The sequence below is a fragment of the Mycobacterium sp. MS1601 genome, from assembly GCF_001984215.1.
In the GTDB taxonomy this organism is placed as follows: domain Bacteria; phylum Actinomycetota; class Actinomycetes; order Mycobacteriales; family Mycobacteriaceae; genus Mycobacterium.
Genome location: NZ_CP019420.1, coordinates 5,657,997 through 5,671,327, shown reverse-complemented (window position 1 = coordinate 5,671,327; position 13,331 = coordinate 5,657,997). Strand labels below are relative to the sequence as shown.

General features: G+C 65.4%; 13 protein-coding genes. 2 read left to right on the top strand and 11 right to left on the bottom strand.

What is annotated here, in order from left to right:
* Positions 1–31 precede the first annotated feature (31 nt).
* Genes BVC93_RS27155 through BVC93_RS27145 form a run of 3 tightly spaced genes read right to left on the bottom strand, consistent with a single transcriptional unit; the run spans position 32 to position 2,604 of the window.
* Positions 32–910, bottom strand: a complete 879-nt coding sequence (locus BVC93_RS27155; RefSeq protein ID WP_083740125.1) for a MetQ/NlpA family ABC transporter substrate-binding protein — start codon at positions 908–910, stop codon at positions 32–34.
* Positions 911–919: 9 nt separating this feature from the next.
* The gene (locus BVC93_RS27150; RefSeq protein ID WP_083740124.1) at positions 920–1,606 is read right to left on the bottom strand and encodes a methionine ABC transporter permease; all 687 of its coding nucleotides are present in this window, start codon (positions 1,604–1,606) and stop codon (positions 920–922) included.
* Positions 1,603–2,604, bottom strand: a complete 1,002-nt coding sequence (locus tag BVC93_RS27145) for a methionine ABC transporter ATP-binding protein (protein ID WP_083740123.1) — start codon at positions 2,602–2,604, stop codon at positions 1,603–1,605. Before BVC93_RS27145 ends, BVC93_RS27150 begins: the two co-directional genes overlap by 4 nt.
* A 335-nt stretch (positions 2,605–2,939) precedes the next feature.
* Here BVC93_RS27145 and BVC93_RS27140 point away from each other — a divergent pair, with 335 nt between their 5' ends.
* On the top strand, positions 2,940–4,070 hold the full coding sequence (locus BVC93_RS27140; RefSeq protein WP_236950138.1) for an LLM class flavin-dependent oxidoreductase: 1,131 nt from the start codon (positions 2,940–2,942) through the stop codon (positions 4,068–4,070).
* A gap of 29 nt (positions 4,071–4,099) precedes the next feature.
* A complete protein-coding gene (locus tag BVC93_RS33300) occupies positions 4,100–4,297 on the top strand; it encodes a hypothetical protein (protein ID WP_157517100.1) in 198 nt (65 codons plus the stop codon).
* Between the two features lie 188 nt (positions 4,298–4,485).
* Here BVC93_RS33300 and BVC93_RS27130 read toward each other — a convergent pair whose 3' ends face one another.
* Genes BVC93_RS27130 through BVC93_RS27095 form a run of 8 tightly spaced genes read right to left on the bottom strand, consistent with a single transcriptional unit; the run spans position 4,486 to position 13,101 of the window.
* Entirely contained in the window at positions 4,486–5,880 is a 1,395-nt protein-coding gene (locus BVC93_RS27130; protein ID WP_083740122.1) for an MCE family protein, read from the bottom strand.
* A gap of 1 nt (position 5,881) precedes the next feature.
* Entirely contained in the window at positions 5,882–7,000 is a 1,119-nt protein-coding gene (locus BVC93_RS27125; protein ID WP_083740121.1) for an MCE family protein, read from the bottom strand.
* Entirely contained in the window at positions 6,997–8,190 is a 1,194-nt protein-coding gene (locus tag BVC93_RS27120; protein WP_083740120.1) for an MCE family protein, read from the bottom strand. The genes BVC93_RS27125 and BVC93_RS27120 overlap by 4 nt, the downstream gene beginning before the upstream one ends.
* Positions 8,187–9,287, bottom strand: a complete 1,101-nt coding sequence (locus tag BVC93_RS27115) for an MCE family protein (protein WP_083740119.1) — start codon at positions 9,285–9,287, stop codon at positions 8,187–8,189. Before BVC93_RS27115 ends, BVC93_RS27120 begins: the two co-directional genes overlap by 4 nt.
* Positions 9,284–10,312 (bottom strand): MCE family protein, encoded by a 1,029-nt coding sequence (locus BVC93_RS27110; RefSeq protein WP_083740118.1) that lies wholly within the window; start codon positions 10,310–10,312, stop codon positions 9,284–9,286. The genes BVC93_RS27115 and BVC93_RS27110 overlap by 4 nt, the downstream gene beginning before the upstream one ends.
* Positions 10,309–11,538: an MCE family protein gene (locus BVC93_RS27105; protein ID WP_083740117.1), complete on the bottom strand. Its 1,230-nt coding sequence runs from the start codon at positions 11,536–11,538 to the stop codon at positions 10,309–10,311. Before BVC93_RS27105 ends, BVC93_RS27110 begins: the two co-directional genes overlap by 4 nt.
* Before the next feature lie 4 nt (positions 11,539–11,542).
* Positions 11,543–12,343, bottom strand: a complete 801-nt coding sequence (locus BVC93_RS27100; RefSeq protein ID WP_236950137.1) for an ABC transporter permease — start codon at positions 12,341–12,343, stop codon at positions 11,543–11,545.
* The gene (locus BVC93_RS27095) at positions 12,340–13,101 is read right to left on the bottom strand and encodes an MlaE family ABC transporter permease (protein WP_083741389.1); all 762 of its coding nucleotides are present in this window, start codon (positions 13,099–13,101) and stop codon (positions 12,340–12,342) included. Before BVC93_RS27095 ends, BVC93_RS27100 begins: the two co-directional genes overlap by 4 nt.
* Between the last annotated feature and the right edge of the window lie 230 nt (positions 13,102–13,331).

Sequence of the window (13,331 nt, the reverse complement as noted above, 5' to 3'; positions counted from 1 at the left end):
GAACGCCGAGTAGTACAGGGGTCGTTTCGGGCTAGCCACCGATCGGACCCAGGGTGTCGCGGATCAGTGCATTGTCGGTGGTCTCCAGGAACTCAGCGATCTTCGGGTCCTTGAACGTCTCGATCAGCTTCTGCACGTTCGGATCCTCGAGGTGCTTGTTGCTCACCACCAGTCCTCCCTCACTGCCCGCAGGGGCGGGATGGCGAGCCAGGATCTGATCTTCGGTGAGTCCGGCGGCGTAGACGTCGGAGATGTGCACGGTGACCGCGTCGACGTCGGCGAGGCTGCGCGCCAGCTGACCGATCGGCACCTGGACGAACTGGTAGTTCTTCGGGTTGGACTCGACGTCTCCGAGCTGCGGCAGGCCCTCGATGGTGTCCTTGCCCGGTTTCAGGGTGATCTGACCGGCCTCGGCGAGATCCAGCAGGGCAATGGCCTGGCCGGCGGGATCGTCGCGCAGAGCGATGCTGGCGCCGTTGGGCAGCTCGTCCCAGCTGCGGTAGTTGTTGGAATAGGTGGCCTGATCCCAGGTGAATGTCGGTGCGGCCAGGGTCAGTTCGAATCCGTTGGCGGCGATGGCATCGTTGAGGAACGGCTGGTGTTCGAAGAAGTTACCTGCGACATTGCCCGCGTCGACGGCCCGGTTGATCTCGATCAGGTTGTCGATCTGAACCGGTTCGATGGTGATGCCGTGATCCGGCGCGACATCGGCGGCGATGAACTGCAGCAGGTTCTCTGCCGCGATGTCGGTGCTCCAGGTGGCGACCTTGAGGTTGGTGCCGAAGGGCTGGTCGGCGTTGGAGGTGTTGGCGTAGACGATGCCGCCGACGATCGCGACAACGGCGACCACCGCCCCGGCGATCCAGGGCCATTTGTTCTTCTTCTTGATCTCGAGATCAAGCGTGCTCATGGTTTGTTCCTAACGGGTGAGTGCGGCGACCGCGCGGTCACCGACGAACTGGACGACCTGGATGGTGACGATCAACGTGATCACCGTGGCGATCATGATGTTGTCGTCGAAACGGTTGTAGCCGTAGGTGATTGCGAGGTTCCCGATCCCGCCGGCGCCGATCGATCCGGCGATGGCCGAGTACTCGATCATCGCAATGGTGTTGACGGTCAACGCGCCGGCCAGCGCGGGCAGCGCCTCGGACAGCTGCACCGACCGAATGACCTGAACCGCCGAACCTCCGGAGGCCTGCCCCATGTCGGTGACGTCGGTCCGCACGTCGCGCAGCGCGTTCTGCACAAGGCGGGCGAAGAACGGCACACCGGCGACGGTCATCGGCACGATGGCTGCGGGGATGCCGATGGTGGTGCCCACGATGAAGCGCGTGACCGGGATGATGGCCGCCATCAGGATCAAGAATGGCAGCGAGCGGCCGATGTTGACGATGGTGTTGAGCACCCGGAACACCCGAGAGTCCGGGAAGAGGCCCAGCTCCGAGGTGTTGTGCAGGATGATGCCGACCGGGGTGCCGATCAGCACCACAAGCGCCATGGTGACCGCCACCATCACCCAGGTCTGACCGTAGGCCGGCAGCAACAGGTTGGGCACGTTCGCCCACGGGGTGTCGAAATCCTCGATGGCGAGCACAGTCGTCACGCGACGGCCTCCGCCACCGGCGCCGTCGTGGTGCGTACGTGCAGCCCGCGATCGCTGAGGTAGTCCCGGAAACCGCTGGGTGCCGACGGTGAAATGGAGAGCACCGCGCGGCCGACGGCAATACCGCGGATGGCCTCGACACTGGCGCTGAGCACACTCACTGTGGCATCGGAGATTCCCGGTGCGGTCGCGATGGACGTCAACCAGTCCAGCGGCACCTGGCGAGACGCGTAGGAAACTTCCCACACCTCGCCGTCACCCTGCAGCGGCACACTCGGGCGGTCCGGGAGCAGTTCGTGCGCCAGCAGTGAGGTGGGGTCGAGGATGACGTCTTCGACCGAACCGCTCTCGATGATGCGGCCCTCGTCGATGCGGGCCACCGAGTCTGCGATCTCACGAACCACTTCCATCTCGTGGGTGATCAAGATGATGGACAGCCCGTACTCGTCTCGTAGGTGGCTCAGCAGCGCCAGGATCTGCTTGGTGGTGGTCGGGTCCAGCCCTGAGGTCGCCTCGTCGGAAAGCAGATTCGACGGTCCGAGAGCCAGTGCCCTGGCGATACCGACGCGCTGCTTCTGTCCCCCAGAGAGCTGGGCGGGATAGAACCCGCTGCGCTCGGTTAGTCCTACCCGGTCCAGCAGTTCGATGACACGCTTCTGGACGGAGTTGTCGGTGGCGTGCAGGTACTCCAACGGCAGCGCCACGTTCTGAGCGACGGTGCGACGGCGCAGTAGTGGAGCGGACTGGAAGATCACGCCGACACTGCGGCGAGCGGCCAGCAGTTCGGCTCCGTCGATGCGGGTGAAGTCCTTGCCGTCCACTCGGACGGTGCCGCTGCTCGGACGCTCCAGGAAGCTGACACATCGCGAGAGGGTGCTCTTGCCTGCACCGCTTGGGCCGACTACGGCGAGGATCTCACCGCTGCCGACCGATAAGGAAATGTCGTCAAGCACAGTGCGATCACCGAACCGTTTGGTCAGGTTCTCGATCTCGATCATGGGAGCTCTCTGGTTCGAAAGGATGTCGCCGCGCGTCGTTGCAGGGCCGTCCAGGCAGACAGCTGCTCAACGTACGCAACCTTTCAAGGCCCGAGAACAGTAGAAATCGTGTTGATCTGAATGCGGCGGCCCGCGACGCCCGCAGAACGCCCCTGAGGTGCCCAAATGGCGCACCGTGACCTTGGCCATTGTTGATGCGTCCTTGCGGAGCGGCACTAGTCTGTCGATCGAACAATGAAACAAACTGCAATGGAACGGGATTCAAGGGCGCCAGGCGCGATGTTCGGCCTCGGCGGCGAAAAGGGTTGCCGCCGTGGATGGTCGGAGATCGGATAATGAGCCTGAAGTTCCACTGGTACCTGCCGACACATGGCGACACCACCACCATCGCCGACAACAGGGGAACAGCTGCGGCGCGGGCCCACTCGCATCTGGAACCGTCACTGGGGACCCTGACGGCACTGGGCCGCACCGCCGAGGACTTCGGTTTCGAGGCGGTGTTGACTCCCACCGGATCCCACTGCGAGGACTCCTGGATCGCCACCGCAGCGCTGGCTCAGCACACGCAGCGGTTGAAGTACCTGGTGGCCTTCCGACCCGGGGTTCTGTCGCCCGGTCTGGCTGCCGCACAGGTCAGCACCTATCAGCGATTCACCGGAAACCGGTTGGCGCTCAACGTCGTCACCGGCGGTGACGATGACGAGATGCGCCGCTACGGTGACCACCTGGACAAGTCGGCGCGGTACCGGCGCACCGAGGAGTTCCTCACCGTGGTGCGCGGGATCTGGGACAACCCCGAGTTCTCCTTCCGCGGTGAGTTCTACGACGTGACCGACGCCAGGATCGCCTATCCCGTCGAGCAGGTCCCGACGATCTACTTCGGGGGGTCGTCACCTGCGGCCATCGAGGTGGCCGCCCGGCACGCCGACGTCTATCTGACCTGGGGTGAGCCCCCAGATCAAGTGAGAGACAAAATCTCTCGCGTCCGCGAGGCGGCCGCCAGGTACGGCCGCACGCTGCGTTACGGCCTGCGTCTGCACAGCGTGGCCCGGCCCACTGCAGAGCAGGCGTGGTGGCAAGCCGAGGATCTGATCGCCGGACTGTCCGCCGACCAGGTCCGCGCCACTCACAAGCGATATCTGGCCAGCGGTTCCGAGGGGCAGCGCAGGATGGCCGCACTGACCACTGGCGAGCTGGTCGATGCCCGCAGCCTGGAGATCCATCCTGGGCTGTGGGCCGGCCCGAGTCTGTTGCGCGACGGTGCCGGAACGGCTGCCATCGGAAGCTATGAGGAGGTGGCCGCGGTCGGCGTCAGCTCCCGCTGCCGCCCACCTCGGCGGGTAACGGCGGGCGGTCGTCGACCGGAGCGGCGGGTTCAGTCGGTGCCGTCGAGGGTGCATCCGGCGTGGCGCTGCCGTGGAAATCCAGCATGGCCTCCGACCGCAGGGTGCGCGAACCGCTGGTGATGTCGAGGCCGGCGGAGGTGACGGTGTAGGTGACCCCGTCCCGGGTGGCCGTGTATGTGCCGTTGGAACCGCTGGCGGGCAGGATCAGTCGGGCACCGTCGCGCACTCGGACCCCGCGGTACTGCAGGCCATCTGCAGTTCGGCAGATCGCCACCCTCGAGGCCGAGGTGCTGCCGAACACCACCGTGTCGGCCACCGAGGCACACCGGGCCGTCGAATCCAGGTAGCCCTGGCCGTCGGATGGCGGCGCAGCGTGCGCCAGGGGCGCCGATGCCAGGACGGCGCCGGCTGCGGCCAGGGATGTCAGCAACGTGCGGGAGTGAGCCATTGATATCCACGTCATCACAACCGCATTCCCGGTGGACACCCCCGGACTGGAAACGTGCACGATCGTTAGCCGATCGCAATCGCTGAGTTACCGTCCCGGCGGAACCAACAGCGACTCCCACGTCTTCTCGGTCGGCACGCCGGCAGCCAGATCGGGCCGCCGACCGACCGTGCCGCCGGGAGCGAGGTAGGTGCCGGTAGCCGGGTCGTACTCCACCGAAGCCACCTGCGGAATCGGCTGACCGGACAGGGTCGCGTTCGGGTCCCCCTTCCACGCCATCCCGTCGTTGAGCGGGACGTAGCTCTCGTCGCTCTCGCACATCTTCACCGTAGGGGCTCGCTTGCCCGGCACCGTCTGGCATGGAATGTTGCGCACCCCACGGACATTGAACATCGAGTCCTGAGGAATGCGGCAGTACAGGTCACCCGCCGGACGGTCGGGGGCATCTTCGAGGGCGGGCGCCCGGCGTTGCTGAGCGGGGAGGAATCCGGTGGTGCAGGGTGGCGGGAGGTTGAAGTTGAGGTTGAAGTCCAGGTAGCCACCCGGCGGCAGGCCGGTGCCGTGGGTGGGCACGCCGAGCTGCTGGAAGATCGCGGTGCCCTGGGGAAAGAGCACCAGGATCTGCTCGAGGCTGGCGTTGTACTCCAGGGCCACCTCGCCGATGCTCACCAGATTGGCGAGCAGGATCGGCACGGTCGGCTGCACCCGATCCAACAGTGCCCGCACCTCGTCGGTGGCCGGACCGCCACCCTGCACTATCCCGGCCACGGCCGCATCGTTGTCCCGCAACTGGGCGGTGAGCTCGGCGACATGCGACGACCACGCCTGGATATCTGCTGCCGTGTCGGCCTGGGAGTCCAGCACCGGGGCGGCCTTGTCGATGAGCGTGATCAGTGGACCGAGGTTGTCTCGGGCGTCGATGGCCACTCCTGTGGCTCCGTCGATGAGGCGGCTCAGCTCCGGACCCAGGCCTGCCACCGCCGTGGCGGACTCGTCGATCGCCGTGCGCAGATCGTCGCCGGGAATGGCCAGCAGACCGGCATTGGTGGCGTCCAGCAACTCGTTGAGATCAGCCGGGATGGTGGTGCGTGACAGCGGGATCACGTCACCGTCTCGAAGCGGCTGGGCAGCATCGGAGCGCGGCAGCAGCGCCACGTACTGCTCCCCCACTGCGGACTGGCTGTGCACCTCGGCGTCGAGATCCGACGGGATGTCAGTGCCGGTGCGCAGCGCGAGCACGGCTTCGACTCCGGTGGTGGTCAACCGGACGTCGTCGACGCGACCGACGGTGACTCCGCGATAGGTGACGTTGCCGCTGGGATACAGACCTGCGGATTCGGGTAGTTCGACGATCACGCGGTACTGGCCGATACCCAGGAGCGCGGGCACCTTGACATAGTTGATCGCCATCACGACGGCAGCGGTCAACCCGATGACCAGCAGTACCGCCAACTGGATCCGCAGACGTCTCGTCAGTCGCATCTCACGGGCCCTGCACGGTCTGGTAGGGCACGACCAGCGGGTTGCCGGCGGTGTACGGGCTGGGCTTCTGTCCGAGCGTGCGGCCCCACTGCAGTTCGAGTGCGGTCAGGTCGCCCTCCCAGCGGGTGCCGGTGAACAGTGAGGCATCCAGTCGGCTCAGCGTGAGATCGATGGCCAGTGAGAGGTTTCCGTAGTCACCCCGGATCCAGTTGCCGATGGTCTCCTTCGGCCAGGGGAACGTGCCGAGGTGACTGAGCGAGCGGGTCATCGCCGGACCCGCATCCGCCAGCGATTTCAGCACCGGCGCAAGATCTTCTAACTCACTGATCAGTGCTTCCTTGGTCAGGTTCACCGAATCGGCGGTGACGGCGGCGAACTGCCCGAACTGCACCAGAGCCTCGGCCAGGTGGTCGCGCTGCTGGCTGAGCACCGCCAACGCATCGGGAATGGTCTCGATTGCTCTGTCCACCACAGGTTGTTGCGCCGCAACCTGCCCGACCAGACCGTTGAGCTCGTCCACGGAGCCCGTGATGTCGTCGGTCTGGGAGTCGACATGGGCGATGAAGGTGTCCAATTGGGTGATGAGCGTGTGCAGTTCGCCGCCACGCCCAGCCAGTGCGGTACCCAGCGCATCGGTGAGGTCCTGGAGTCGACCGACGCCACCGTTGTTGAGCAACGTCGATACCGCCGCCAGAGTCTGCTCGGTGGAGGGGTAGGCGCCGCTGGACGACAGCGGGATGAGCGCCCCGTCCTGCAAACGGCCCTGCGGGGCGATGCCGATGGGCGGAGCCAGCTCCACGTGCAGTGACCCGAGCAGGCTCGTCTGCCCCACTGTCGCGGTGCTGTTCGCGGGTAACTCGACATCGCCGTTGAGGTCGATGGTCAGCAATGCGTGCCAGCCCTGTCGCTCGATGCCGGTGACATTGCCGACGTTGACGTCACCGACGCGCACTCGCGAATTGGGTTGAATGTTGGACACATCGGGCAGCTGCACCTGGATCTGGTAGGTGCCCTCGCCGCGGCCCTCGGTGCCAGGAAGTGGTAGCGAGTTGACGCCCCGCCACGAGCTGCAGCCGGTGAGGGCGACAAGACACACCGCCGCACAGACAATCCGTTTCATGAGCCCGCTCCCGGCATCATCAGTTCCGGCAGGCTCGCGCCCGGTCGTAGCCAGTCCTCGCTGTAGGTGATCTCGTTGGGCCGCGCCTGTGTCCCGACAAACGGATTGATGCCGATGGGCGGGAAGTTGTACTGGCGGTTCTTGATGATCGGCGCCAGGTACTGAGCGCACAGTTTCGCGGACTCCTCGGCCCCCTTTCGGGAGGCGGCCTGGATGGCCCCGCAGATGAACGAAATCGGGTTGGCGAAGTTGTTCATCACCAGTGCTCCGGACAGTGAGCCCTGTGCGGGTTGGTAGATGTTGATGAAGTTGGACAGTGCGGTCGGGGCGATGTGCAGTGTCTGCTCGATGTCGTCGAGGCTCTCCGTGAGGGCAGTGGACACCGATGTCAGGGAATCCGCGGTGATTCCCAGGGTTTCGCGGTTCTGCCCGACGAAGGATTGGACGTCGCCGACCACGTCGTTGATGGCGCGGGTGGCAGCGCCGATTTCGTCGGGATCTCCTGCCAGGGTGGCGGTGACGGCGGCCAGATTCTGGTTGAGGTGAGCCATCAGATCGGTGCTGCCCTCGAGCGCCGAGACCAGCGCGGACAGATGCCGGATTGTGGCGAAGACGTCCCCGCTGTGATCGCCGAGCGCCGACAGTGCCTGGGAAAGCTCGATGATGGCGCCGCGGGCCGTGGCGCCCTGGCCGCGCAGATTGTCTGCGGTGCTGCTGACGAAAGCGCCCAGCGTGCTGACTCCGCCGGGTTGTGCGGGCTGCAGGGACTCGGTGAGCTTGTGCAGTTGCGCACGCAGATCGTCCCACTCGACGGGCACGGCGGTTCGACTTTCGGGGATGACGCTGCCGCTGGTCAGTTGTGCGCCGTCGAGGTACGCCGGGGTCAGCGCAATGGCTCTGGCGCTGACCAGGGCCGGCGAGATGATCACGGCGTTGACGTCGGCGGGGATCGGGTACTGCCGGTCCACCCAGAACGTCACCTTGACCCGCTGCGGTTCCGGGGTGATGGTCTCGATCCGCCCCACCGGCATGCCGAGTATCCGGACCTCATCCCCCTCGTACAGTCCGTTGGTGGACGGGAAGTAGGCCACCACGTCGGTTCGTGCGACGGCACCGGGACGCCACACCACGACCAGGCCGGCTACCAGACAGGCCACCAGCAGTGCGCCCACTGCTTTGCGTGTGGTCATCGTGGCGCCTCTCCGCCGGTGCGCGGCAGCGGGATCGGCAGCGCCGGTGTTCCGGGCTGCCCGATTTGTGGATCCGAGCTCTCGCTGGGCAGCAGCACATTCGGGTCAAGGCCCCGCTCGGCGAAAGCGGCATCGACGAACGGCTGCACGAACTGTCCGGGCAGCAGATTGGCGACATAGGACTTGAAGAACGGTCCCGAGGACACCGACTCGGTGAGTGACATGGTGTAGCTGTTGAGCCGCCGGATGGAATCCTGCACCTTGTCGCGGCGGCTGTCGACTATGGCCAGCACACCGTTGAGCTTTTCCAGGGCTGGCTGGAACTGCTCCCGGTTCTCGGCGATGAAGGCCTCGAGTTGCCTGGCCAGAGCGGTGATGTTGCCGGCAATGGCGTCCAGCGAGTCGCTCTGGGCACGCAACGCCAGCAGCAGCGACTGTGAGTCGCCGATGAGGCGCACCACGTCATCGGTACGCCGGGCCAACACCGTGGTGGCCTCGTTGGCATTGGCGAGCAGGCTGCGCAACTGCTGGTCGCGACGGGCCAGGCTCTCCGACAGCCGAGATACCCCGTCGAGAGCGAATCTCAATTCGGTTGGGGTGTCCTGAAATGTCTGTGCCAAGGTGTCCAGCGACGCGGAAACGGTACCGGTGTCGATGTCCTCGACGGTGGTGGTGAGGTCGGCGAGTGCGTCAGGCAGTTCGTATGGAGCGGTGGTCCTGTCCTCGGGGATGGGTTCGTCCAAGGGCTCGTCGCCCCTGGTGGTGATGTCGAGGACCCGGGCTCCGAGCACGGTGTTCGTCTTGATGGCAGCCTCGGACCGGTTGCCGACGAAGACGTCACTGTCGATGTCGAACTCCACCAACACTTTCCCGCGTTCGAGTGCCATGCGCGACACCTTGCCCACTTCCAGGCCGGAGACGTGCACGGGTGCGTCTACGGCGAGGCCGCCGATCTCTGCGAAGTAGGCAGAGTAGGAGTCGGATCCAGACAGCAGTGGAATCCGATCGTAGTTCAACGTGGTCAGCGCGACGACTGCGGTGAGGCTGACCCCGATAGCGCCGATCAGGGCGGGGTTGCGATCGGAGAAGGGCTTCATTTAGGTGCGCACCGCCCGGTGTCCTGGCCCGCCAGCTTGATGTAGGTCGGTTGGCCGCCTTGGCCGTTGACCTTCAGCGACAGGTCACAGAGGTAGAAAGTGAAGAAGTCGCCGTAAAGCCCTTGGCGGCCCAGCATTCGGTAGGCGTCGGGCAGCGTGTCCAGGAAGTTCTCCAGATAGTCCTTGTCGGCCACCGCGATGGCTGCGACACGATCAGTTTGGGCGACAACATCTTTGAAAGGAGTGCGGGCCCTGGCCAGGAGATCGGTGACGGTGACCGCCGCGGCGTTGGTGGCGGCGATCGAACTGGCGATCTCCGGACCGCGTTGCGCGAGACCTGAAACCAATTGTGAGAGTGCGGAGACAGCCTTGTCGAACTGCATACTCTGGGCGCTCAGACTGCCCAGTACCGTGTCGAGGTTGGTGATCACCGCTGCGATCAGTTCGTCGCGGTCAGCCAGGCGGTGGGAGAACTCGGCGGTGTGCCGCAACAGCGACGTCACCGTTGACCCCTGCCCCTGGAACGCCTGGATCAGCTCGCCGGTCGGGGTGTTCACCTGGTCGGGGTCCAAGGCTCGAAACAGCGGCCGGAATCCGCCGATCAGAGCATCCAGATCCAGCGCAGGCGCAGTCTGCGCGACGGGGATGGTCTGACCTGGTGCCAAGCGTGTGGTGTCCCCCGCCCCCTCTTCGAGAGCAAGATAGCGGCCGCCGACCAGGTCGGAGTAGCGGATCACAGCACGAGTGCCGTGCGTCAGCACCACAGTGTCGTCGGCGGTGAACGTCACCACCGCGGTCCCGTCACGCCTGAGCCTGATGTCGGAGACCTTGCCGACTTCGACACCGGCGATACGCACGAAGTTGCCGCCCTCCAGTCCGGAGACGTTGTGGAATTCGGCGTCGTAGGTGTGCGACGGGTCGAAGCGGAGCTCACCGAATGCGGCAATGAGCGCGAAAAGCCCAGCCAGACAGACGGTCATGAAGACCGCGAGCCACCGCACGGCCTTGCCGAGGTTGTTGTTCATCGTGTGGGCCCTGGCGCCGGGCCGGCCGGAGCGGGATCGCGCACCACCGGCGGCTCCGGAATCGGGCGGGTCACCGGGAAGTAGTTGGCCCAGCCGGGGAACCCGATCCCAGGATTTGTCCGCAGGTCCTGGCCGGTGCCCCACCCGGTGTTGGTGACGAGCTGGCGCACCGGGTAGTTCTCCGACACCAGCGGCAGGGATCCGCAGCCCGGCTTGCCGTCGGGTCCGCCCTTGGCGGCGACGATCGGCAGGTGATCGGGGAAGCGGTACTGGTCGTCGCCGAAGAGCAGGCCCGCGTCCAGCATCGCTGTGCGCCCGTTGCCCCCGGTGACGCGGTACCCGTCGCCCAGACCGTTGAGTTGTTCCACGGCGCCCAACAGCGTGCAGGTGTAGATCGGGTCGTATTTGTGCAGCAGGTCGGTGGTGGGTTCCAGTTGGTTGACGGCCGCAACGAGGTTTCCCTGGTTCGGTGTGATGAGGTCGATCCCGGCGCGCGACAACCCGATGACCCCGACCAGGAGTGCGTCCAGTGCGGTGGCGTTAGCCGTGATCGTGGAGCTGGTGGTGCTGGCTGAGTCCAGGATCTGCAGGATGTCCGGTGCCGCACCGCCGTAGGCGGCACTGGCCCTCGCGAGTGCCACCAGGTCTTGGCGGACGATATCGGCGCGTGGATTCAGTTCTGCCAGAACTTGATTGGACGCCGCAATGGCCTCACCGATGCGCTCCCCCCGACCGCTGAATCCTTCTGACAGTGCCGAGATGATGGCGTTGAGTTTGGCGGGGTCCACCTGGTCGAGCAGCCGCACGAGGTTGTCGAAGACGGTGTTGGCCTCGGAGGTGACGTTGCGTGAGCGCACCACCGCACCCGCGGAGATGGCCGTCGCACTCGGGTCATCCGGGACCACGAGGTTGACGAACTTGCCGCCGAACGCGGTGGTGGCCTTGATCTCGGCCTCGACGTTGTCTGGGATGAACGGGAGCTGGTCGGGGTCGAGCTCCAATGCCAGTGTGGCGGAGTGACTGCCGCCGCCGACGTGTGCCACCTGTCCCACCTCGATGCCGCGGAGCCGGACCTTGCCGCCCGGTTCCATCACCAGGCCGGAACGGTCGCTGGTCACGGTGATGGGGATCGTCGACCGCAGCGAGCCGCTGAAAAGCACTGCGGTGAGCCCGACGAGCGCGACGATTCCGGTGATGAGGGTCAGAGCCCACAGGCGAGGGTGCAACTGGCTAGCCCGACAGGTGGAAGTTGCCGGACTGCCCGTACACGGACAGTGAGACCACCAGTGTGATGAAGACGACGCCGATCAGCGAGGCACGCACAGCACGGCCCACCGCCTCGCCGACACCGGCGGGTCCACCCGTTGCCGTGTAGCCGTAGTAGGTGTGAATCACCATGACCACCACCGCCATGGCAACGGCCATCCCCAGCGACCACAGCAGGTCGGTGGGATTGAGGAAGGTGTCGAAGTAGTGGTCGTAGACGCCGGTGGACTGCCCGTAAACCAGTGTGGTGCCCAGTCTGGCCGCGATGAACGACATGAGCACGCCGATGCAGAACAGTGGGACGACCACCAACACACCGGCGATGAGCCGGGTGGAGACCAGATAGGCAATGGAGCGGATACCCATGACTTCCAGTGCGTCGATTTCCTCGGAGATCCGCATGGCGCCCAGTTGTGCGGTGGCACCGGCGCCGATGGTGGCGGCCAGGCCGATACCCGCCGTCAACGGGGCGATCAGTCGGACGTTGAGGTACGCCGAGGTGAAGCCCGTGAGTGCTTCGACGCCGATGCCGGTCAACAGGGTGTAGCCCTGGACGGCGATGAGCGCTCCCGCCGACAGCGCCAGGAATCCGACGATGACGATGGTGCCGCCGATCATCGCCAGCGCGCCGGTGCCCAGGCTCATCTGTGCGACCAGCCGCAGGATCTCGCCGCGGTAGTGCACACATGCGTCGCCCATGGAGCGCACCGATTGCGCGTAGAACGCCGTCTGTTCCCCCAGTCGGTCCAGGCTCTCGAGATTCACAGGGTGGCCTTGACGCCGACGGCGGTGACCACCACGTTGATGAGGTAGAGCGCCATGAAAGCGAAGACCACGGTTTCGTTGACGGCATTGCCGACACCGGCGGGCCCACCGCCGACGGAGATGCCTTTGTAGCACGCGATCAGGCCGGCGGTGATACCGAACAAGGTGGCTTTCACCAGTGATATGACGATCTCCGGCAGGCCGGTCAGCAGTGTCATGCCCGCCACGAACGCGCCAGGGGTGACGTTCTGGACAAACACCGAGAAGATGAAGCCTCCGGTGATGCCGACGACCGCGACGATCGAGTTGAGCAACACCGACACCAAGGTTGCGGCCAGCACCCGCGGGACCACCAAGGCCTGGATGGGCTGGATGCCGAGTACGCGCATGGCGTCGAGTTCTTCGCGGATGGTGCGGGCACCGAGGTCCGCGCACATGGCGGTGGCCCCCGCGCCGGCGACCACGAGGACGGTGACCACCGGGCCGATCTGGGTGATGGCCCCCAGTGCGGCACCGGTTCCTGAGTAGTCGGCGGCACCGAACTCCACGAGCAGGATGTTGAGGATGAACACCGCCAGGACGGTGAACGGGATCGCCAACATGATGGTCGGCACGATGGAGACCCGGGCCACGAAGTACGTCTGCAGGATGAACTCGCGCCAGGCGAACGGCGGTCGGAACATCATGACGAAGGTGTCCAGTGACATGGCGAAGAAACCGCCCACGGCATTCGCGGGTTTGGCGAGACTGGGCGGCATCACCCGCGAGACAGTAGTGCGTGCGTTCTGATTTCGGTGGCCTACCACCGCTGCCGTGACGAAGGTCAAATAGACCGGGCGCGTGGGCTTTTCATCCGCTCCAGTGATGCCCATCGCAGATGCCGGTCAGAGTGATGGGTGTCACCCAGGCGGCGTGTTGCTCCTCGCCGTCGAGTTCCCGTGCCGCGATTGCCTATCGGAATGGCGATTGTGGCCGTGGTCCGTTCTGC